Raw genomic sequence first — 23,739 nt, forward strand, 5'->3', positions numbered from 1 at the left:
AAGTACTGAGCAAGGAAAGGGGTATCTTATTTATATACTAATATTATTCTGTTGTAGTCGGGCCCCATTGTGGGGCTTATACAAATGTGTAAAAGAGATTAATCTTTTTCTACCAAACCATATAGGCACAATAAGGAAAGCGCTGAACATACTAGCATTGTAGTCCCCATGGGAATCCCTGTATATTCCCCACCAATACCAACTAATGGAGATACGATTCCTGCAGAGAACATGCTAGCAAAGCCAAGTACTGCAGAGGCACTTCCAGCCATTTTACCGTATTTAGCCATTGCCATAGAGAAAGAGGCAGAGCCAAATAGGGATACTGTACATACGGTAAAGAATAGAATGGCCGTTACAGGAATAAGTGGCCATTCGAAAAGCATAGCTATTAAGAATAGCAAGGAGCCGATTGTTAGTTGCCAGAGGGCAAATGTTAGTAATTGTCGAACTGTGATTACATTACTTAATCTAGCGCTTATGGCACTAGCTAAGATAATACCACAGCTATTGATACCAAAGAGATAGCTAAATTCTTGTGCAGATAGTTGGAAGATGTTTTGGTATACAAAGGATGAACCTGAGATATACGCAAAGAATCCACCAAAAGCAAAGAATTGGATTAGTGTTTGCCCAAGGAATCGCTTATCTTTAATAAGCGTAATGTAGTTCTTTGTAGCAGTTGCAACGCCACCTGTAACGCGTTTTTCTTTAGGTAAGCTTTCACGGAAGAGAAGAGATCCCGCTAATAGAATAGCAGAAAATATTGCTAAAATAACGAAGATAACGCGCCATGTAGTGAATAGTAATAATTGACCGCCGATGAGCGGAGCGATTACTGGCGCCAAACCGTTAACCATCATGAGCAATGCAAAGAGTTTAGTCAATTCTTGACCAAATGCAAAATCTCGAGCGATGGCCTTAGCAATTACAACGCCCACAGATCCTGTTAAACCTTGTAGAAATCTTCCGAGTAAAAGTATTTCAATGCTTGGTGCATAAGCACAGATTATGCTAGAGATAACGCAAAGTAAGTTGCCTGTTATAAGAGGCAACTTGCGGCCCATAGTATCACTAATAGGACCTCCAAATAATTGACCTAATGCAACACCAAAAGTCATCACACCAATGGTCATTTGAATATTTGATGCAGATGTATTTAGTTCACTAGGCATAATTGGTAATGCTGGTAAATATAAATCTGTTGCAAGTGGTGTGATGGCTGTCAACAGACCAAGGAATACTACTAAGATGAAAGAGACCTTAGCAGAATTTTCTTGAGTCATAAAACCCTCCTATACTAAAGTGAGAAAAATAAAAGTCTGCGAATCGCACTTCGCAGACTGCATTTAATTTTTTCTATTTGATACGATGTATTTTACCATGATTGAGAAAAAATATCTATATGAAATATTGAGTTTGCTATATCTCTATTTATAGATTACAATTAGTATATTAATTATATCTAAAAATATCAATGTGTTTATTGGCGAGGGGAGAATTATATGAAATATTAACTAAAAGGTTTTGTGTTAGCTGCAATAGTAGTAATCGGGACAGCTACGGTTTCATCTGTAGAAGCAATATCATTAAACCATGTTATATGTAGTATTCTCATATGTGGCAACAAAAAAGAACAGCTCGTGAAGAGCTGTTCTTTTTTTGTTACCAGTTCTTAGAAGAAAAAGTGGTGAATTTCATGGATGAAATGTTGACCGAAGAAGGAAATACAACCGTGCATTACGATGAATACAATGAAGTATTTGAAGGCACTGTTCATGATAACGCTTGCTTCGATTTCATGTTCTAGTTTATGAGCTTCTTCAGCACTGATTTCTTTGTGGTTTTCTAGGTATGCTTTCAAAGCAGGCCCTACGGCACCAATAGAAATCGCGATGGATTGTGGGGACAACATTTTGCCGATACCAGCTGCACCGGAGTTAACTGCTGCCAACCAGAAACCAAGGTCTTCGAAGTTTGTAGGATCTAAGCCTTGGGCTGCAGCAATTTGAAGTGGGCCAAACAATACGTTGGAGTTTGTACCAGAACCAGTCAAGAAGGCACCTAACGCACCTACGATAGGTGCGAATAGAGGGTACAATGTACCTGTACCAGCAACCATTGCTTTTGCAATATCTGCAGTCATACCAGAGTAAGTCATCAATTTAGCTGTCATAACAACTGTGATGATTGTAAGGTATGTGAATTTCAAGTTTTTAACTGTGCTACCCAATGTACCGAAGATTTCGCCAGCTTTTGCTTTTTGGATGAAACCACCAACAATACCAGCGATAAAAATCATAATACCAGGAGTTGCAATCCATACGAATGTGTAAGGTTTTGCACCAGCACCTTGATAAATAGGTACAGATGTTTTAATGGACGCAAGAGGACCATTAATTGCAGGGAACAATTTAGAAGTTAATAACAATAATACGAAGATTAAGATGAATGGCATTGCAGCTACAAGGCCTTCGCCACCAGAAACTTTAGGGACTTCGCCAGTTTGTTTAACTGCGTATTTAGGATCATTAGGAGGCATGATTTTTGCACAACCAATGATAACTGCCATGATAACGATGGATGCAGAAATTACGGATAATTCTGGACCCATTACAGCGTTGATTACAGTTTCAGGAACTGCTAATGCTAAACCAGAAAGTAATGTTACAAGGAATACGCCTTTTAACGCTTTAATACCGCCACCAATAATCATAACAACAAAGAATGGAGCGATAAGGTTAAGCAAGAACAATTGTACGGAAATGAATGTACCTAAATGGCTTGGATCAAGGTTTGTTAAGGATGCCAATGTAGTTGTTGGAATCCCGATAGAACCAAATGTTGTTGGTACGGAGTTTGCAACGAGACATGCGATGATAGATTTAAGTGGGTCAAAACCTACGGCAACCATCATAGCTGCAGGAATTGCAACGGCAGTACCGAAGCCAGCCATACCTTCCATGAAGGCACCAAAGCCCCATGCAAGTAGTAATGCAAGTACACGAGTATCAGATGTTACAGAAGAAAGCATGGTTTTAATAGTTTCCATTGCTTTCGTATGTACTACCAAGTTATAAACGAAGATAGCAGCTGTAATAACTAATAGGATTGGCCAGATTGCCAATGCGGCACCTTCAAGGGCACCAGTGACCATAATAAATGGGTCAGCTTGGAATGCTGTAATAGCGATAATGAAAGAACCAATCGCAGCAACACTTGTTGCTTGCCATGCAGGTAATTTCAAGATGGATAACGCTACAATCAACCAAATGATTGGAGATAGCGCTAATAGAACGGTGATAGCACTCATTTCTAAGATCATCCTTTCAAGTAAAACAAAAATATATGCTCAACAGGACGACGTAGTTTAATCAATTTAATTGATGAATAAATCGCTATGATGTTAATTTGTAAAAGTTCAGTTAAAATAAAAGCTTACAATAAAATAACAGATATACTTATCATAAAAATTGATATAGTACATAAAATTTTTTAACCTCATAGCCTATGAGGTTAAAAACATAAGAGAGGGGACATAAACAGTGTTTATGTCCCCTTCTGTACTAACTACAAGTCCTTGTTAGGGCCATTACTAAGTTTAGGTATTAGTAGTTACCTTTGAACATTGTAGCAGGAGCTTCTGGTACATAATCGCCGAAGTAGGATTTGAAGTCTAGACCTAATTCATTGCAAAGGTCTTGAACTTCAAGCATTGTACCGTTAAGTACAGGGATGCCTTCAGCTTTAACTTTTTCAACGGATTCATGTTCTTTTTCGCCATGAGTATAGATACGATCTTGACCTTGAGCTTTAGGTGCTTCACGTAATTCTTGTAAGAATTGGGAGAAGTGTTTTTTGATTTCCGCAGGGTCACCGAAGAATTCAGGGTTGATAGCCATGAAGCCGTGGCAGATATTGGATTTACCACCAACCATACATTTGTTGGAAGTACCACCTTGGGACAAGATAGAGGAGAATAATTCAGCAATCATGCCGTTACCATAACCTTTGTGGCCCCCAAGAACTTCTGTAGCACCACCTAAAGGAAGGATACCGCCGCCTTCATGACGGGAGATGTTGCCCAATACTTCAGCTGCATCAGTGGAAGGAACGCCGTCTTTATTAACAGCCCAACCATCTGGAGTAGCTTTGCCCATTTTATTGTACATTTCAAGTTTACCACGAGTTACTACTGTAGTGGAGCAATCGAAGAAGAAGTCAACAGGATCAGCTGGTACAGTCCAAGCGATAGGGTTAGAACCAAGCATAGCTTTACGAGCATATGTAGGAACCATGATTGCTTCGGAGTTTGTACAAGAGAAACCGATTAAGCCTTGGTCGGATGCCATTTTAGCATAGTAACCGGCGATACCGTAGTGGTTGGAGTTACGTACGGATACGATACCAACACCGGATTTTTTAGCTTTTTCGATAGCCATTTCCATAGCTTTATGACCCAATAATTGACCCATGCCGTCATGACCGTCGATAACTGCAGAAATTGGAGTTTCTTTTACGATTTCAGGTTTAGCGTCGATTTTAATCAAGCCATTAGTGATACCTTTATGGTAACGAACCATACGTTGCATACCATGGCTTTGAATACCGAACAAGTCAGAAGTCAAAAGTACGTCTTGGATGATGTCAGCTTCTTTTTCGGAGAAACCAAATTTTTGGAAAGCGTCCATGCTCAATTTTTTTAGTGTTTCATAAGGGAATAACACAGTGTTTTTTGCGTCTGCCATCGTTAAAACCTCTTTTCAGAAAATATGTACCTGATATAGCTACTTCACATTAGATAACCATGAATTCAAAATGATTTCTTGTGAGTTCTATATCCTCTCAAATGACACTGTCAGTATAGCACAGAAACAAGTGAGATTGAATAGTCTTACAGTCTGAACGACATTACTAAATACGCATACGTACCGGTGATTTTTGTCACATAATCTATACGACACTATTAAAATGTCTGATTATACCTAAAACTATATGGTTATGACTTTTAGTAATGATTACATGATTTTTTTGAAGAATTTTGGTATTTTTATAGAACTTATTAGTATATCTGTTTAGGCATTGGACAAGAATGATAATGGATAGATATCGATAAAACTTGAAATGTCTAACTATATATATCAAAATAAATGATGAGGTCATAAATGTAATGTGATAATCGAATGCATTGATATACATAAAATAATCATTTCTAAAACCTTTTTAATTCAGAAGATGTGCAAAAGGTTATACTTATACGAGTCATACTATAATATAATATAAATATACATCCTATAGTTTATACAATTTATAAGCGAGGTGCTTATTATGAAAGAATATAAATCTGTATGCCCATACGATTGTCCCGATGCATGCGGTCTCATTGTATCAGTCGATAATAATAAAGTAATATCTGTTCGAGGGGATAGAGCACATGCTTTCACAAGAGGTACACTATGCCCTAAGATGGCACATTATGAAAAGGTAATCCATTCTCCATTGCGCTTGAAGTCCCCTATGAAGCGTGTCGGTAAAAAGGGAATTGGTGAAGATCAGTACACTCGTATTAGTTGGGATGAAGCCCTTGATGCAATTGTCAATAATTTCAAAGAAACTATTGATACTTATGGCAGTGAAAGTATTTTGCGTTACTCTTATGCAGGAACAATGGGGGTTATTCAGAGTCCTGCAGCAGATTATTTTTTCCGTTGTATTGGTGCTACAGACCAAGATCGAGGTATTTGCTCTCCTGCTAAACAAGCGGGGTTCCGTTCTGTTTACGGTGATACCTTAGCGATTAAACCACAAGAGGCGCAACATAGTGATCTTATCGTCTTGTGGGGGATAAATGCGACAGCCACAGATGTTCATATTTTACATGATGTGAACATTGCGAAAAAGAAGGGGGCTCGCGTTTGGATTATCGACACTCATAAAACTTATACTTTTAGCCAAGCTCATGAACATATTTACGTTAAACCAGGAAGTGATGGGGCACTAGCTTTAGGGATGCTCCATATCATTCATCGTGATGGCTTGGCAGATATAGATTTTATTAAGAAGCATGTCCAAGGCTACGATGAGTTGGTAAAAGAGGTGTTGCTTGACTTTACGCCGGGAAAAGCGGCTGAAATTTGCGGTGTTTCTGTGGAGCGGATGACTGAGTTTGCTCATGCTTATGCAAAGTCAAAAGCGCCGTTTATTCGTCTCGGCAGTGGACTATCTCGATATGGCAATGGTGCTATGACATGCCGTGCTATTAATGCCTTGCCTGCTGTGGTTGGAGCATGGCAATATCCTGGGGGTGGATTGTTGTCGAGTGCTAGTGGTAGTAAATTTATTGGCAAAGATGTGATGCAACAGGCTCATGTTCATGCGCCAGCTAAACGATTGATGCCTATGATTAAACTGGGTGAAATGCTTATAAACCCTGAAGGAACTAAAGTTCATAGTTTATATATCTTCTCTTCAAATCCGGCTATCACAGCTCCTGACCAGAATGTTGTACGTAGAGGGTTGATGCGCGATGACTTATTCACTGTGGTACATGAGCGTTTCTTTACGGATACTTGTAAGTATGCTGATATTATTTTACCAGCCACAACATCTGTGGAGCATGATGATATTTATAATTCTTATGGTCATTACACAATTGGGACGGGTTACAAATTGATTGAGCCAATTGGTGAATCTCGTTCCAACTGGCAAGTTATTGCTGAGTTAGCAAAACGCATGGGGTTGGAGGATGATTTTTTTGACCTTAGTGAAAAAGATCTTATTGAACAAATTGTGCGGACTTCGAGTCGTATATCCAAGAGGGACCAAGAGTTGATTTTAAATGGTGAGCCTGTGGAGATGACGGTACCTGAGAGTTATAAGATGGATTTCAAAACACCGTCTGGAAAAATTGAATTATATAATCCGCAGGATGTAGAACCATTAATTCGGTATATGCCTCCATATGGTGATAATGCACCGTTTTGGCTTATAAATGGTAATGATATTCGAATTTTGGACTCTAGCTTCTGCGAATTAGACTTTAATGATCCTGAGTTGATGAAACTTCGCATCCATCCAGAAGATGCAAAAATGTATAACATAAACGATGGTGCTGAGGTAGAAATCTATAACGATCGTGGCAGTGTAAAAATTAAAGCATACTACGACGATGAAGTACAGAGAGGGACATTGGTAACACTAGGTGTATGGTGGCAATCTCAATCGAGTGATCCTCACGTGGCAATCAATGCGCTTACCGCAGCTCGTCCTACCGATCAGGGATGGGGGAGCACCTTTTATGATGTACAAGTTCATATAAGAAATCTTTTGTAGTGAATGACCAATTAATAGTCTGTAATGATTACTGTAAAATAGGAATTTATCTACTTATTTCTATAAGTAAAAGTTAAAGTCTGTTACTTATGGGAATAACTCTATACGGATATAGAATAGTGAGGATATTTTTCTTGTATACCCAAGCCCCTTTAGATTATAATAGTAATATTATTTTTATATAACCTAAAGGGGGTTACATTTATGAATGGTAACGATAATCTGTCGACCCGTGCTTATCTGGCTATAGGCATGATGTTATTTGCCCTATTCTTTGGGGCAGGGAACTTGATCTTCCCAGCGGCCTTAGGTCAACAAGCTGGTGATAATGTAGGTTGGGCTTTGCTTGGCTTTGTGTTAACTGGTGTAGGACTTCCACTCTTAGGTGTTGCAGCAATGGGCTATTCTTCCTGTAAAGATGTTGAAGAACTAGCAAGCCGTGTTCATCCGATTTATGGCTTGTTGTATACTATTTCTCTTTACTTGAGTATTGGACCAATGTTTGCGACGCCGCGTACTGGTACTGTAGCTTATGAAATCGCAATTAAACCTTTTGCTGAAGGTTTAAGCATGAATATGGAACCAATTTTCTTGGCATTATTCTTTGGTATTTCTTTGTGGTTATCTATTAGTCCACAAAAACTTGTTAACCGTATCGGTAATATTTTGACACCAGCTTTACTTCTTGTAATTCTGTTGTTGATTGTTAAATCTTTTATTACTCCACTTGGTGGGTATGCGGCACCACAACCGGCATATGGTGATGCACCAACGGCTGTGTTACAAGGCTTCTTAGATGGCTACAATACAATGGATGCCTTAGCTTCCGTAGTATTTGCTATTCTTGTAATCGATTTTGTACGCCTCAGTGGTGCTACATCTCGTGCTGTGATTACAAAAACAGTAATGGAGGTAGGTGCAATTGCGGTAGGCCTTCTTGGTATCGTGTATGTATTTATCGCTAATATTGGTGCTACAAGTGTTGAACGCTTTGGTTTGTTCGAGACAGGGGCTCCTGTATTGTCCGTAAGTGCTAACTATTTGTTTGGTGAGTTCGGTCAAATCATCTTGGCTATCATCGTGCTGCTAGCTTGCTTGTCTACAAGTATTGGTCTTATCACTTCTTGCGGTACGTATTTCCACAAGCTGACTCCAAAGATTAGTTACAAATTATATGTAGTAATTTTCTCTCTAGCGGCCTTTGGCCTTAGTATGTTTGGCTTGAAAACAATCATCAGTGCAGCAATCCCTGTGTTGATGCTCTTGTATCCGTTGACTATCGTAATCATTTTGTTGGCACTTCTTCATAATGTGTTCGGTGGTCGTCGTTGCGTATATGCATGGACTGTAGCGTTCACAATGATCTCTGCTCTTATGACTGGTCTTGAGACTGCAGGTATTGCACCTATAGCTTTGGAACAGCTCTTTGCTCAATATATTCCATTCCAAAGTGCTGGTATGGGCTGGGTAAGCTTTGCGGTATTAGGCTTTGTTGTGGGTCTTATCCATAAAGGTCTTGCTTCCGATAATAAGTAATAAAGATAAAGGCTCTATGCTTTCATTTTGTGAGAGTATAGAGCCTTTTTATGTTTTGATTGTTGTCATATAAAATTGATTTTGTGTGTAGAAGTTTCTATAATAAGGATAAATAAGGATATAAATGATAAAAGAAGGAAGGAAATTTTATGCGTAGTACTCATTGTTTACCTAGTTATAGTTTTGGAGGTCATGATGTATTTGACGCTATTCCAAAGTTTACAAAATTATATGGCAAGTCTGTAGCTATCATCGGTGGCGAAACAGCTCTTTCTAAAGCTTTGCCACACATTCGTCCAGTGCTTGATAAAGCGGGGATTAAGGTGCTAGATATTATCCACTTTGGTGGAGAGTGTACTTTTGCTCGAGGCAAGGAAATTGCACAAATGGCATCTGTAAAAGATGCGGACTTTTTGTTTGCTGTTGGTGGTGGTAAGGCCATGGATACGGTAAAAGTAGTAGCTATAGAGTTAGATGATAAACCATTCTTTACAATTCCAACCATTGCGTCTACTTGTGCGGCAACGTCAGAAGTGGCAGCTGTATACACGGCAGATCATACTTTTGATGACGTAGCTTTTGTAAATCATCCTCCTGTGCACTGCTTTATTGATGCTGATATTCTCGTAGAAGCACCAAGCCGTTACTTGTGGGCAGGAATGGGAGATACTATTGCAAAACACTATGAAACTCATCTTTCTGCTCGCAGTCGCGAGCAAGACTATAATACTCAGTTAGGCCTTACTCTAGCTTCTATGTGTAGTGAACCAATTTTAGCACATGGTATACAAGCCTATAAAGATAGTCAAGCTAATAAACGTAGTGATGCCTTTGATACCATTGCTATGACTGTTATCTTTACTACCGGTGTTGTATCAGGTTGTGTTCCTATGGCATATAATAGCAACATGGCTCATGCTGTATGTTATGGCTGTGTTACTAATAAAGAAACAGAAGAAAATCATTTGCATGGTGAAATAGTAGCTTATGGCTTACTTATTTTGTTAACCGTTGACCAACAAATGGATGAGTTACAACGGTGGTTGCCAGTATATCGCGAATTAGGTTGGCCTACTAAACTTTCACAATTAGATCTTACTGCATCGCATATTCCTCGAATTGTTGAAAAGGCTACATCTGTTCATGATATTGATGTATCTCCATATAAAATTACAGCAGATATGTTGACTAAGGCTATTCAATATATGGAATCTCTTGATTAATATGGTTTGTAACTATTTGTGTATGTTATGTGATGAGGTTATAAATGCAAGAAATTGTAAAGGGTGGCTTATATCGTCATTTTAAAGGCATGTACTATTACGTGTTAGATGTTGCAACTCATTCGGAAACGAGTGAACAGTTCGTGGTATATCAAAAATTATATGATCAACGTGACTTATATGTACGACCACTAGATATGTTTTTGAGTGATGTGGACCATGAAAAATATCCAGATGTAAAACAAAAAGAACGGTTTAAGTTAATGAGTGGACGTGATTAGGAGGGGCCGTGGAGCAGAAGTTTTTCTTTTTCGATATTGATAATACTTTAGCTGTATGGCCTGAAGGTAAAATCCCTGAAAGTGCTCAATACAGTTTAGATGAGTTAAAGCGTCGTGGTCACCGTGTAGCCTTAGCAACTGGTCGTATTCAAGTGGATGCTAAGCGTTTTGCAGAGCAAGCGGGCCTTACTGATTTTGTAGCAGATGGTGGTCACAGTATCACTGTTAATAATGAATTGGTATCTATGATAGGTATGGATCGTGATGCATGTATTAAATATTTAGAGTATTTAGAATCACATAATATTCCTTGGGCCGTAACTGACCGCAATAAACTCGGTCGTATTACGCCGTATAAGGAAATTTTAGAGTGGCATCCCAATTGGGATGTGTTTAAAACAACTGTAGACCCTAATTTTGATTTTCATAGTGTTGAAGAATTTTATAAGATTTATGTGTTTTTCAAGGAAGGAGAGGAAGAGGAGAAGGATATCGAGTATATGACACATAAGCTCATTCGTTATGGTGATGGCTGTGTTCTATATGAGCCTATGGAAAAGGCGTTGGGTATTCGTAATATGCTTGAACACTTTGGAATGAAGCCAAATCAAGCTGTTGTATTTGGTGATGGGTATAATGATTTGTCTATGTTTAGGCCTGAGTGGCTAAATATTGCTATGGGTAATGCGCGCCCTGAATTAAAAGCAAAGGCTGATTATATTACTACAGACTGTGATAAAGATGGCATTTATAATGCGTGTAAGCATTTTAAATGGATCGATTAATTATTGATAATTCCTCTAAGTTAGGTGAAGCTTATATGAAGATTTATTTTTGTAGCTGTGGCTACAGAATTGGTGTAGTATAGTTAGTATAATGCGCTTAGTTCAATATTCATGTGTTAAAAGGAGAAGAGAAGATATGAACAATAAACGCAGATTATTTTCAACTTTACTTTGTGTAGCAGCATTGACAGCAGGTTTATTTGTTTCTGGTTGCGGCAGTGATAAAGCGGGTGGCATTGGCTCCGTAGTCTCCTCCGTAGTTGATGGCGGTAGCGATGAGAAAGCAGCTGCTAAGCTTAATACCCTTATTGATGCAACAAATCGCTTCAATGGTGACAATGCTACTTGGGGTCAAAACTATGCAGACAGTTTGGCTAAATTAAAAGGTGGTTTCCAAGAAGGTGCTATTGGCCGTCAACCTCACTATGATACTTTAAAAGAAGCTTTGGAACAATCTAAAAAAGAAGGTTCTACGTTCAAAGAAGTTGATACAGAACGCGATAATGTATTAAATGTTCTTAATGAATTAGTACCAACATTCAAAGATTTGAAAGCTTATGATGATTCTAAAGCTTACATGAACGATGGTGGTGCTAAAGGTAAAGAACTAGCAGCTAAATACGTAGCACAAGTAGAAAAATTTGATGCAGCTTATGCGAAGTTCAATGATGCTCTTAACAAAGCTAACACTGAACAAACTAAGAAACAAATCGAAAAATTGAAAAAAGACGGTAAAAAAGGCTATGCAGCAGCAATGGAATCTACGCTTCGCTTGACTACTCTTGTAGAAAATGTAGAAAAAGCTCCTAAAAATGCAGACAAACAAGCTGTAGAAAAAGAACTTAATGAAATTCAAACATTGCTTAAGAGCATAAATAATGATCGTGGAGAAGTGCTTGTTAACTCTTATAACTCTGTAGTTGGTTCTGTACGTCAAGTACTTACTGATGCAAATGAAAACAATCTTAACGACATGATTGAGAATTTCAATAATTATATTGAGTCTTATAATAATACAACTCCAGACCAATTTGACTCTAAATAATCGAATTAACTAAGTGATTAGTTGAGGCCTACAAAAACAGAGCTCCTTTGAAGCTCTGTTTTTTGTTGTTATATTATTTTTTTATATTTTTAATCTCAATAGCGCCATAATATGATATACTAAAAAAGAGCCGCTCATGGGTTGAGCGGTTTTTCTATGTAAATTTTAAATCTACATTTAGTTAAATATAATATTAGTATTTTGGGGGACATATGAACTGGAAACGCTTGGCTTTATGCGCAATGTTGGGGATTACAGTACTTAGTACAACAGCATGTAGTACCAAAACTGGGGAGCAACCACAAGGTAATACTGTGAAAGCAGAAACTGTGGCGATGCCTAATTTTACGAATGCGCCAATTGCAGATGAATATGCTATTTTTGATACAAACTATGGTCAATTTAAGGTTCGTTTGTTAGGGTCTAAAGCGCCGATTACGGTCAAAAATTTTGATTATCTCGTGAAAAAAGGCTTCTATAATGGTGTGACATTTCACCGTGTTATCGAAGGCTTTATGATTCAAGGTGGAGATCCTGATGGCACAGGTGCTGGTGGCCCAGGCTATACAATTCCTGATGAATTCTCCAATGATTTACACTTCAATAAAATGGGCGTTCTAGCCATGGCTAACCGTGGTCCTAATACAGGAGGATCTCAATTTTTTATTACCTTGGGACCTACGGATTGGTTAGATAATAAACACACCATCTTTGGTACTGTAGTACAAGGCATGGATGTAGTTGAAAAAATCGGCAAGGTTAAAACCGGTCGCAATGATAAGCCAGTAGAACCAGTAATCATCAATACCATTACATTGGAGCCGATTACTGATGATGCGAAAAATGGCAAATAAGAAAAGTACTTCTCAAGAGTCTCTTTCTGGTGAATGCGCATCTACACAAGAGGTACAAGGTATAATTGTAGATTGTGATACAATCTTGAACGACGCTAGTGTTCAAGGCGATGAATCAAAAGAAATGCACTATATTTACTTAGTGCGTTGCTCTGATGATTCTTTGTATTGTGGATGGACTACAGATCTCAAACGTCGAATAGATGCTCACAATGGACATATCCCAGGCGGTGCAAAATATACGCGAGGACGTCGTCCTGTGACCTTGGTATATGCTGAAAGCTTTCACCAAAAACAAGAAGCACAACGCAGGGAATATGCTATTAAACGGATGACGAAGACTAAGAAATTGAGACTCATTAAGGGTGCAAAATAGTCCTTGATTATGGTATAATATGATGATTAATTACTACCACGGAGGTTGAAAATGAAGCGGGTTCTAGTGTCCGTAAAGAGTGTACAACGAGATATGGATGGCAAGGATACCGTAGTGGAACTGATTTCCCCAGGTACGTCACATGAAAAAGGTAATGCTCAATATGTGCGTTATGAAGAATCTAGTGTGACTGGATTGGATGGGGTTAAGACGACCATTAAAATTCATGATGATTCTATCGTGTTGCTCCGAACAGGGGCTGTCAATATGCGTCATCAATACGTCCGTGGTGAAGAACGTGAAGCCGTATATGAAACACCATATGGTGATTTACATATGGCTGTAAATACTCATGAATTAACAGTAGACTTTCATGATGGCGTAGGTCATGTTCATTTAGGATATGATATTTCCGTTGAAGGTGAATGGCAATTTTATAATCAGTTAGATATAGACGTGCGGGAGGATATAGAGCATGGACATGAAGGAAATCCTGAAATCGGGGATTGAACAGGCATTACAAGATACGATTAACAGCGGTGATTTGCCGGCTGGGGAATATCCAGAAATCGTTCTCGAAGTGCCACCTCAAAAGGAATTCGGTGATTTTTCTACAAACATCGCTATGCAATCCGCTCGTGTAGCTCGTCAAAATCCTCGAGCCATTGCTGAAGCTTTGATTAGTCATATGAATTTTGATTGGCTTGAACGTGCTGAGGTTGCCGGCGCAGGTTTTATTAATTTCTTTTTGAAATCTGATATGGTGTACGATACGTTAAAAGCCATTTTGAATGCTGGTACTGAGTATGGTGTTCAACCATTGCGTGCGCGCGATACAATTCAAGTAGAGTACGTAAGTGCAAACCCAACAGGTCCATTGCATGTTGGTCATGGTCGCGGTGCTGCGTACGGTAGTGCTCTTGTAAACTTGTTACGTGCAGCGGGTTATAATGTACAATCCGAGTACTATATCAATGATGCAGGTAATCAAATCGACAACATGGCTATTTCCATTGAGTACCGTTTCCAAGAGTTACAAGGTGCTACATTAGTATTCCCACCTAAACGCAATGAAGACGGTTCTATGCCTGAGTTCGATATTCCAGAAGGGGCTTTAGTGTTCCCTGAAAATGGCTATCGTGGCCCAGATATTATTGAAACAGCGAAAGCGATTGCAGAACGCGAAGGCTTTGATAAATTAAATGCTATGAACGAAGCAGATCGTGTAGCCTTGTTTAAGGAAGAGGGCTTAAAAGAAAAATTAGCTCGCTTAGAGGAAACATTAAGAAACTTCCGCGTTACTTTTGATAATTGGTTCTCTGAACGTACAGTTCATGAATCGGATGAAATTCATCATTCTGTAGAGGCTCTGAAGGCCCTTGGTAAAGTCTATGAAAAAGATGGTGCATTGTGGTTAAAATCCACTGACTACGGTGATGATAAAGACCGTGTAGTTATTCGTGATAATGGGGTTCCTACGTATTTAGCGGCAGATATTGCATATCATCGCAATAAATATGATCGTGGTTTCAAGGAAATGATTGATATCTGGGGCGCTGACCATCATGGCTATGTATGTCGTGTAAAAGCGGCTATGGCGGCGTTTGGTTATGACCCTGATAAATTAACCGTATTGTTATTACAAATGGTAGCATTGTTCCGTGACGGACAACTTGTTAAATTGTCTAAACGTAGTGGCGATAGTGTTACATTAGATGAATTGATCGAAGAGGTTGGCGTAGATGCGTCTCGCTATTTCTTCTTGATGCGTTCTTTGGATAGCCAACTTGATTTTGATATTAACTTGGCAAAATCTCGCAGTAATGACAACCCAGTGTATTATATCCAATATGCTCATGCTCGTATTCACAGCATTTATAACCAAGTGCGTGAAGCTGGCATTGCATTTGGCAATTATAGTGAAACTGATTTCACAACGCTTACAAGTGAAATGGAATTAGAATTAATTAAGAAATTAGCTGAATATCCGGAAGAGGTCGTTCAAGCTGCCGAACATCGTGCCCCTCATCGTATTGCTCGTTATCTATATGATTTGGCAAGCATGTTCCATTCATTCTACCGTCAAGGTCGTATCATTGGCGTAGATCCAGCATTACAACAAGCTCGTCTTGGATTAATTACAGCGATTGCCCTCGTTCTTCGTCAAGGCTTGGGTATTTTAGGTATTTCCGCTCCGGAAAAAATGTAATAGGTGGGAGGCATCATGGCAACTAAGTATATTTTCGTAACTGGCGGCGTTGTTTCTTCTCTTGGGAAGGGAATTACAGCAGCATCTTTGGGTCGTTTACTAAAAAACCGTGGTTTCAATGTAACGATTCAAAAATTTGACCCATACATTAATATCGATCCGGGTACGATGAGCCCTTACCAACATGGTGAAGTATTTGTAACAGATGATGGCGCTGAAACTGACCTTGATTTGGGTCATTATGAACGCTTTATCGATATTAACCTTAGTAAACGTTCCAATATTACAGCTGGTAAAGTATATTGGTCTGTAATCAATAAAGAGCGCAAAGGTGATTATCTAGGTAGCACTGTACAAGTAATTCCACATATTACAAATGAAATTAAACAAAATGTTTACCGTGTAGGTAAAGAGGATAATGCTGATGTAGTTATTACAGAAATTGGTGGTACCGTAGGTGATATTGAAAGCTTGCCATTTATGGAAGCCATTCGTCAAGTGAAAAAAGAAGTAGGTCGTAACGACGTACTTTACATTCACGTTACATTAGTGCCTTACATCAATGCCGCAGGCGAGTTGAAAACAAAACCTACACAACATAGTGTAAAAGAATTGCGTAGCATTGGTATTCAACCAGATATTTTGGTATGCCGTAGCGAAAAACACATTTCTGATGAAATGAAAGAAAAACTTGCGTTGTTCTGCGACGTAGAACCAGAAGCCGTTATTGAAAACCAAACTTGTAGCTCCATCTATGAAGTGCCATTGATGATGCAAGATCAAGGTCTTGATGATATTGTTATTAAAAAATTAGGCCTTGAAGATCGTCCTTGCGATATGACTGCATGGAAAGAAATGGTTCATAAGATTTTGAATCCTAATAAAGATATTACAGTTGCTATCGTTGGTAAGTATGTAGCGTTGCATGATGCGTATTTGTCCGTAGTTGAAGCTCTAGATCATGCTGGTATTGCTACGGGTACTAAAGTGAATATTCGTTGGATTGACTCCGAAGAACTTGATGATACATCTGTAGATCCTAAAGAGGTATTTGAAGGTGTTGAAGGCATCATCGTACCTGGTGGATTTGGTTCCCGTGGTGTAGAAGGTAAAATTCGTACAATCCAATATGCTCGTGAAAACAATATTCCATATCTCGGCCTATGCCTTGGCATGCAGTCTGCAGTCATGGAATTTGCTCGTAACGTATGTGGCATGGAAGGAGCAACCTCTAGCGAATTCGACGAAAATGCTAAGTACAAAGTAATTGACTTGATGAGTGATCAAGTTGATGTAGATAAAAAAGGCGGTACGATGCGTTTAGGTATCTATCCATGCAAAGTGGAAGCCGGTACGAAAACTCACGAGGCTTATGGAGAAGATTTGATTTATGAACGTCATCGCCATCGCTATGAGTTCAACAATGAATATCGTCAACAATTGACTGATGCAGGCCTCGTAATTTCTGGTACATCTCCAGATGGCCGTCTCGTTGAAAGTATTGAAGTGAAAAATCATCCATTCTTCATTGGCACACAAGCACATCCAGAACTTAAATCTCGCCCAAATAATGCACATCCATTATTCCGTGGTTTCGTAGATGCAATCTTAGAACTAAAAAAATAGATTAAAGCGATGGAATCTATTTTATCTATTATAGGTTTATTTATATTAGCTGCACTCAAACTAGAGCAGTTTGTATATGGTAAATCGGGAAAAGAACAATCTATAACTGGTCACATAGCACGGAGAGGGCTTGCTAATATAGCGGGTTTAATAGCTTTTGATCACGCTACTGTGAACAGTAAGTCTGTTGTAGTATGTAAAAAGAAGAAAGATGCTCAGAAATGAGCATCTTTCTTCTTTTTTTTGCTTACATCGAAAAAAGTTGGAAAAATATATCGATAAATTTAAAAATAATGCTTGCAATATTGAATGATATTTGTTATTATATAGACAAAGATAGATATAGATGCGGTGTTAAGTACACCAATATAAATATATTCGTTACATATGGAACTCAAATAAGGAGGACATAACATGTCTATTATTGGTAAACAACTTCCTGAATTTACACTTGATGCTTTCAAAAAACCTGAATTGGTAAAAGTTAGCACTGCAGACGTGTTGGGTAAATGGTCTGTATTCGTATTCTATCCAGCAGACTTCACATTCGTATGCCCTACTGAGTTGGAAGACGTACAAAACTCTTATGCAGAGTTGAAAGAATTGGGTTGCGAAGTTTACTCCGTATCTTGTGACTCCGAATTCGTTCACAAAGCATGGTCTGATGCTTCTCCAAGCATTAATAAAATCGAGTACTACATGTTGGCTGACAAAAAACATGAATTAGCTGATTTCTTCGATGTATTCCAAGAAGAATCTGCTATGGCTTACCGTGGTACATTCGTAGTAGATCCAGAAGGCTTCGTGCGTACAGCAGAAATTCATGATATGGGTATCGGCCGTTCCGCTGAAGAATTAGTTCGCAAAGTACAAGCTGCTCAATTTGTAGCTAAACATGGCGATCAAGTGTGCCCTGCACGTTGGAAACCAGGTAAAGATACTTTGAAACCAGGTCTTGATCTTGTAGGTAAAATCTAATTAAGAAACTTATACTTAAATGCTAGAGTAATCTAGACAACTCCTCAAATGACATAAACACGGGCGCGCATCGTTTTCCTGACGATACGGTAAGTCCCAATACCAGATGAACCCTCTCCAATTCATCATGGTAAACCTCATATAACAAACTACAAACTATACGCAAAAGGACTGGCCTTCGGGCTGGTCCTTTTGTGTTGTTAATATCCCTTTATAAAAGTAGGAAATAAGTTCTTGCATTTTTATAGTGAGTGGTCTATAATGAAATTAATTCCTATTAATGTGAAAGGTTTTATAAATAGCTTTATAAATATAATATAGGCACTTTTTAATATGGGTGTGTTTAACACTAACGTTTACAAAGAAAGGCAAGATATATGAGGATTTCCACAAAAGGTCGTTATGCATTGATGGTTCTCATCGATTTGGTAGAGCAAGGGCAAGATAAACCAGTTTCCTTGCGATCTGTGGCAGAACGACAAGGCATATCTGAAAAATACCTAGAAGGTATCGTAGCTCGTTTAGGCGCTGCTAACCTAGTGGATAGTATCCGCGGTAAATACGGCGGATATCGATTGTCTAAAAGCCCTAAGGAGTACACAATTATTGAAATATTGCTTGCTACTGAGGAATCGATGGCTATCATATCTACCCTTGATGAAGGGGTGAGTACTGATACAGTAATCAACGAACGCACCGTTGGTTTCTGGGCAGGCTTACAAAACTATATTCATGATTATTTAGAAAACGTAACCCTACAAGATGTAATTGATGGGACTTACGCAAAACTTGATACAAAATATGATAATTGGGATGGTTCTATTTAATAAGGAGTGACCACTATGTCTAAAATTGCAAAATCTTTTGTTGAATTAATCGGTAAAACACCATTATTAGCTACTACACGTTTTGGTAAAAAATATGGTGCAAACGCTAATATTTTCGCAAAATTGGAATACTTCAACCCAGGCGGTTCCGTAAAAGACCGTATCGCAGCAGCAATCATTCAAGCTGCAGTTGAATCTGGTGAATTACAACCAGGCGGCACAATCGTAGAAGCTACATCTGGTAATACTGGTATTGGCTTGTCTGCTGTAGGTGCTGCGCTTGGCTATAAAGTTGTAATCGTAATGCCTGAAACAATGTCCATTGAACGCCGTAAATTAATGCTTGGTTATGGTGCTCAGCTCGTATTGACTGACGGTTCTCTTGGTATGAAAGGCGCTATTGCTAAAGCTAAGGAAATCGTAACGGCTACATCCGGTGCTATTGAAGCAGGTCAGTTCGTAAATCAAGCTAATCCTGCAATTCACTACAGAACAACTGGTCCTGAAATCTGGCAAGATACTGATGGTACCGTAGATATCTACGTATCTGGTGTTGGTACAGGCGGTACGTTGACAGGTGCAGGTCGCTACTTGAAAGAACAAAACCCTGATGTACATGTGGTTGCCGTAGAACCAGCAGATTCTCCTGTATTGTCTAATGGTAAACCAGGCCCTCATAAAATCCAAGGTTTAGGTGCTGGCTTCATTCCAGATACATTGGATACTAACATTTACGATGAAGTAATCCAAGTTTCTAACGAGGATGCTTTTGCTACATCTCAAGCTTTTGGTCACACAGAAGGCGTATTGGTAGGTATTTCCTCTGGTGCTGCGCTTTGGGCGGCTCAAGAATTGGCAAAACGCCCTGAAAATAAAGGCAAAAATATTGTAGTAATTCTCCCTGATACAGGCGAACGCTACTTATCTACAGCATTGTTCCCTGAAGTTTAATCGCCTATCATGGTGAAAGCATAATAATTGCTTTTACCTGGCTCAAACACATAGATGCCCCCTGTATTTTACAGGGGGCATCCTTTTTTGATTGAATTCTTTTATTATTATAATAGGGTGATGTACTGATTAAATAATGGTGCAGATTATTCATAGTCGGAGAGGGACTTTCACAATAACATTTATAATTGAATACACAAGAAAATTTATAATTGTATATGAAAAAGGAACTACTAGGTAGCTCCTTTAGTATTTTGGTATGTATTTAATTGTGATTATCTACCGTTTTTAACGATATTATCCATCCAGTTGAATAATTCTTCTAAATCGTAGTCACCAGAGTGATCTACATTAAATGGTGTTGCCATATCTACTCTGTACCCAAGGTTTTGAGCACGTGTACCTACGATTAAAGGAATTGCAACAGATGTATTACTGTCGGCTGTGCCATAACGAATACGATAGAATCGTGCATTTGTCGCAGCAGGAGAACCAAGATAGTTCATTGGGTTCATCATAGTAACGATCTTAGCATTTTCTACGTATACATCTTGGTTAGCTGTTGAATCGTGTAATGCAGCAGTAATGGTAAAGTGATTATTATCTGTAGTACTTGTACCAAATAGATTGTTTTCACCTGTATCATTAGCACGAGAGTCAAAGGCACCAGGCGCTTTTGAGCGACTTACAAAGTGGTTATATGCTTCCCAGTTAATGTCTTTGATGGCCCCTGTTTTATTATCTCGTACAAGGTATGTATGCTTGGATAAATCAGTACCTTGAGCTGCTGCTTTATTAGCGGCAGCAACGATAAACTCTTTTACATAGTTTTTGAAAGTCCCGTTACCATTCTTGTCGAGTTTTAGTATACGACCTAGAGAGTCACGTAATTGTAAGTTATTTACGTAATCAGGGAAGTGTTCGCTGAGCATTTTAGAGTATGATAAATCGTCTGTATTCAAGTTTACACGTTGCATCGTACGTTGTGGTGGAGCAGAGTTACCACCTACATTAGCTTGTGGTAATTCGCCTTGGCCCATAGTTACTTTGTTAAAAGATGTGATACCGTTATAGCTCCATTCGTAAGCCATATCTGCCGCATCAAGGTTAGTGATAGGGGCATATGCGGATGCTGCGTATACATTAGTTGCCGCTGTAGCTGCACCTAATGCTTGTAAATATGGTTGGAAGTCGGAGCTGTTACCAGTTGCACCTTGTAATAAGGATACACCACCGCCTGCACTTGTACCATTTGTGATAATGCGGTTTGCATTACCTGGCATAGCGGAATCGTTAGCGTGTAAGTAAGCTGTAGCCGCTTGTAAGTCAACGATTACTGCAGGGGCCTTACCTATAAAGTTGCCATCGGAAGCTTTATTGGTACGACCACGAGTAGATGGGGAAGCTACTACATAACCACGGGATAATGCATAAAGAACACTGTTAGGTTTTCCATTTTCCATCTTAGGCGTCATAGCCTGGCTCGGCATGTAACCACCTACTGCATTTGGCATGAAGATAGGGGCTGTTTGGGTATTGTAACCGTTGATTGTGCCGTTGTTGAAATATTCCTCTGGTACATAAATGTTCATGTATTGCTGATCTATGTCGATTGGATTAGCCACGTAAGGGATATATTCGAAGGCGCGATATTTGATTTCCTTATTATCTACTGTGGTAGACATGGATTCATAATTCTTTGCGTCGAAAGCAAGACTAATCTTTGCAGATGCATCAGCTTGCAATGGGGGTTCAATTGGTTGGGAGAGAACATTTTTCTCTTCTGTTACAGGAGAGCCTTTTGTGGAAGCTTCATTACGAGCATTTACATAAGATTGCGGTAATTTACTTTCTTGAACCTGTTTAGTCTCTGCCTCAGATTTAGCTTTTGCTTCAGCTTCAGCCTGAGCTTTAGCAGCAGCGTCCGCTTCTGCTAAAGCTTTTGCCTCTGCTTCAGCCCGAGCTTTAGCTGCAGCTGCCGCTTCTTCTTTTGCTAGTTGTTCAGCAGCTAAACGTTCTTGTTCTTCTTGGATCGCAGCTTGTCTTGCAAGTTCCGCTTGTTTAGCAGCAATACGTTCTTGCTCTGCCTTAATAGCAGTTTCGCGTTCTGCTTTAGCTTTCTCGGCCGCAATACGCTCTTGTTCAGCTTTTAAAGCGGCTTGCCGTTGAGCCTCAGCTTGTTGAGCCGCAATACGTTCTTGTTCTGCTTTAATAGCCGCTTGACGTTGAGCTTCAGCCTGTTGAGCTGCCATACGTTCTTGTTCTGCTCTAATAGCTGCTTGTCGTTCGGCTTCGGCTTTAGTGGCAGCTTCGGCACGTTGGCGAGCTGCTTCTTCAGCAGCTAAGCGTTCTTCTTCAGCTTGTTGAGCGAGGATACGCTCACGTTCAGCTTTTAAAGCCGCTTGGCGTTGAGCTTCCGCTTGTTGAGCGATGATACGTTCTTGTTCTGCTTTAATAGCTGCTTGACGTTGAGCTTCTGCTTGTTGAGCGGCTAAACGTTCTTGCTCAGCTTTAATAGCCGCTTGACGTTGAGCTTCGGCTTGTTGAGCGGCTAAACGTTCTTGCTCAGCTTTAATAGCTGCTTGGCGTTGAGCTTCAGCTTGCTGAGCCGCGATACGTTCTTGCTCTGCTTTAATAGCCGCTTGGCGTTGAGCTTCCGCTTGTTGAGCGGCTAAACGTTCTTGCTCAGCTTTAATAGCTGCTTGGCGTTGAGCTTCAGCTTGCTGAGCCGCGATACGTTCTTGCTCAGCTTTAATAGCCGCTTGGCGTTGAGCCTCGGCTTGTTGAGCAGCGATACGTTCTTGCTCTGCTCTAATAGCCGCTTGGCGTTGAGCTTCAGCTTGTTGCGCGGCGATACGCTCTTGTTCCGCCTGCAAAGCTGCTTGCCGTTGGGCTTCTGTTTGTTGTTGTGCTTGTAGTGCTGCTTGACGTTGAGCTTCAGCTTGTTTTTGAGCAAGTTGTTGTTGATCAGCTTGTGATAAATTTTCTTGTTGGGAGGCTTCTTCAGCGGCTAGTTGAGCTAAACGCTCACGCTCAGCTCGTTGGATATCTCGAATTGTAAGCCTCTGTTTTGCTACCACGGCTTTTGTTACTGTAGTATTTGATACAGTTAATGGAGCTATGGATTCTTGTTGAATAACAACAGGTGTACGCTGTACTTGTGTAGTTTGTACTTGTTGCTTACCATCCACTGGTTTCTCTATAGTAACAGGTTCAGTTTTTCGTTGTACATTTATCAAACTGTGCATTGCTAATGTAGGTTCCATGACAGCCTTTGTATCTTTATTGACAACATACTGCGGTTGAGTTTGAACCTGTTGTTGAGATTGCATTGGTACTACTTGTTGCGGTACTGCTTGCAATGGTGTAACTTGTTGAGTTTGTACAGGGCTAACCGTTGCTGGTTGCATCACGTAGGATGGTTGAGGTTGTGCCATCGGTGGTGTTTGTTGTTGTACAACGGTGGCCGGTTGTGGTGTAGCTGGTAAGACTGGCTGAGTTGCCATTGGTTTCACGACTGGAGTTGCTACACTTGTAGGACTCTGTGTCGTTGATTCAGCACTGGTACTCGTACCTACTAAATCATTCATGTTAAGTGTAGGCTCTGCATGGGTAACACCACCCAACGCAGCTGCGGCAAGAAATGCAGCAGTAACCTTACAATTTTTGGATGACTTCATGAATTAGTTCTCCGAACTAGATTTCTAATAATAATT

At 39.6% G+C, this 23,739-nt stretch carries 19 protein-coding genes; 15 read left to right on the plus strand and 4 right to left on the minus strand.

What is annotated here, in order from left to right:
* Window positions 1-98 precede the first annotated feature (98 nt).
* The 3 genes from HMPREF0874_RS05880 to HMPREF0874_RS05890 form a co-directional block, all read right to left on the minus strand.
* Complete coding sequence (locus tag HMPREF0874_RS05880; RefSeq protein ID WP_008602366.1) at window positions 99-1,286, minus strand: multidrug effflux MFS transporter; 1,188 nt, start codon at window positions 1,284-1,286, stop codon at window positions 99-101.
* A gap of 389 nt (window positions 1,287-1,675) precedes the next feature.
* Window positions 1,676-3,313 carry an L-lactate permease gene (locus HMPREF0874_RS05885; RefSeq protein WP_008602367.1) on the minus strand — a complete coding sequence of 546 codons (1,638 nt, stop codon included), beginning with the start codon at window positions 3,311-3,313 and terminating at the stop codon, window positions 1,676-1,678.
* A gap of 295 nt (window positions 3,314-3,608) precedes the next feature.
* A complete protein-coding gene (locus HMPREF0874_RS05890; protein WP_004698291.1) occupies window positions 3,609-4,748 on the minus strand; it encodes an Ldh family oxidoreductase in 1,140 nt (379 codons plus the stop codon).
* 580 nt (window positions 4,749-5,328) lie between these two features.
* Here HMPREF0874_RS05890 and HMPREF0874_RS05895 point away from each other — a divergent pair.
* The 15 genes from HMPREF0874_RS05895 to cysK all read left to right on the plus strand — a co-directional run bounded on the left by HMPREF0874_RS05895 (window position 5,329) and on the right by cysK (window position 20,023).
* Complete coding sequence (locus tag HMPREF0874_RS05895; protein ID WP_021148570.1) at window positions 5,329-7,332, plus strand: molybdopterin-dependent oxidoreductase; 2,004 nt, start codon at window positions 5,329-5,331, stop codon at window positions 7,330-7,332.
* Between the two features lie 204 nt (window positions 7,333-7,536).
* Window positions 7,537-8,868 carry a branched-chain amino acid transport system II carrier protein gene (gene brnQ, locus HMPREF0874_RS05900; protein ID WP_008602374.1) on the plus strand — a complete coding sequence of 444 codons (1,332 nt, stop codon included), beginning with the start codon at window positions 7,537-7,539 and terminating at the stop codon, window positions 8,866-8,868.
* 149 nt (window positions 8,869-9,017) lie between these two features.
* Window positions 9,018-10,091: an iron-containing alcohol dehydrogenase family protein gene (locus tag HMPREF0874_RS05905; RefSeq protein WP_008602376.1), complete on the plus strand. Its 1,074-nt coding sequence runs from the start codon at window positions 9,018-9,020 to the stop codon at window positions 10,089-10,091.
* A gap of 44 nt (window positions 10,092-10,135) precedes the next feature.
* Entirely contained in the window at window positions 10,136-10,372 is a 237-nt protein-coding gene (locus HMPREF0874_RS05910) for a DUF1653 domain-containing protein (RefSeq protein ID WP_004698254.1), read from the plus strand.
* Between the two features lie 8 nt (window positions 10,373-10,380).
* A complete protein-coding gene (locus HMPREF0874_RS05915) occupies window positions 10,381-11,157 on the plus strand; it encodes an HAD family hydrolase (protein WP_008602378.1) in 777 nt (258 codons plus the stop codon).
* A gap of 136 nt (window positions 11,158-11,293) precedes the next feature.
* Window positions 11,294-12,202 carry a DUF3829 domain-containing protein gene (locus HMPREF0874_RS05920; protein ID WP_038125684.1) on the plus strand — a complete coding sequence of 303 codons (909 nt, stop codon included), beginning with the start codon at window positions 11,294-11,296 and terminating at the stop codon, window positions 12,200-12,202.
* 212 nt (window positions 12,203-12,414) lie between these two features.
* Window positions 12,415-13,056, plus strand: coding sequence for a peptidylprolyl isomerase (locus tag HMPREF0874_RS05925; RefSeq protein WP_008602382.1), 642 nt, complete (start codon window positions 12,415-12,417; stop codon window positions 13,054-13,056).
* Window positions 13,057-13,180: 124 nt separating this feature from the next.
* Entirely contained in the window at window positions 13,181-13,432 is a 252-nt protein-coding gene (locus HMPREF0874_RS05930; RefSeq protein ID WP_012864827.1) for a GIY-YIG nuclease family protein, read from the plus strand.
* Window positions 13,433-13,483: 51 nt separating this feature from the next.
* Window positions 13,484-13,942, plus strand: a complete 459-nt coding sequence (locus HMPREF0874_RS05935; RefSeq protein ID WP_004695011.1) for a DUF1934 domain-containing protein — start codon at window positions 13,484-13,486, stop codon at window positions 13,940-13,942.
* Complete coding sequence (gene argS, locus HMPREF0874_RS05940; RefSeq protein WP_008602385.1) at window positions 13,908-15,641, plus strand: arginine--tRNA ligase; 1,734 nt, start codon at window positions 13,908-13,910, stop codon at window positions 15,639-15,641. The genes HMPREF0874_RS05935 and argS overlap by 35 nt, the downstream gene beginning before the upstream one ends.
* A 15-nt stretch (window positions 15,642-15,656) precedes the next feature.
* Window positions 15,657-17,267 (plus strand): CTP synthase, encoded by a 1,611-nt coding sequence (locus HMPREF0874_RS05945; RefSeq protein WP_038125685.1) that lies wholly within the window; start codon window positions 15,657-15,659, stop codon window positions 17,265-17,267.
* A gap of 9 nt (window positions 17,268-17,276) precedes the next feature.
* Window positions 17,277-17,492, plus strand: a complete 216-nt coding sequence (locus HMPREF0874_RS05950) for a hypothetical protein (protein ID WP_008602389.1) — start codon at window positions 17,277-17,279, stop codon at window positions 17,490-17,492.
* A 189-nt stretch (window positions 17,493-17,681) separates the two neighbouring features.
* Window positions 17,682-18,245, plus strand: coding sequence for an alkyl hydroperoxide reductase subunit C (gene ahpC / locus HMPREF0874_RS05960; RefSeq protein ID WP_004695016.1), 564 nt, complete (start codon window positions 17,682-17,684; stop codon window positions 18,243-18,245).
* Between the two features lie 377 nt (window positions 18,246-18,622).
* The gene (locus HMPREF0874_RS05965; protein WP_008602390.1) at window positions 18,623-19,072 is read left to right on the plus strand and encodes an Rrf2 family transcriptional regulator; all 450 of its coding nucleotides are present in this window, start codon (window positions 18,623-18,625) and stop codon (window positions 19,070-19,072) included.
* Window positions 19,073-19,087: 15 nt separating this feature from the next.
* Entirely contained in the window at window positions 19,088-20,023 is a 936-nt protein-coding gene (cysK, locus tag HMPREF0874_RS05970) for a cysteine synthase A (RefSeq protein WP_008602392.1), read from the plus strand.
* 275 nt (window positions 20,024-20,298) lie between these two features.
* Here cysK and HMPREF0874_RS10060 read toward each other — a convergent pair whose 3' ends face one another.
* Window positions 20,299-23,703: a subtype B tannase gene (locus HMPREF0874_RS10060; RefSeq protein WP_187360215.1), complete on the minus strand. Its 3,405-nt coding sequence runs from the start codon at window positions 23,701-23,703 to the stop codon at window positions 20,299-20,301.
* Window positions 23,704-23,739: the final 36 nt, after the last annotated feature.

Source organism: Veillonella sp. 6_1_27 (assembly GCF_000163735.1).
GTDB classification, from domain to species: domain Bacteria; phylum Bacillota; class Negativicutes; order Veillonellales; family Veillonellaceae; genus Veillonella; species Veillonella parvula_A.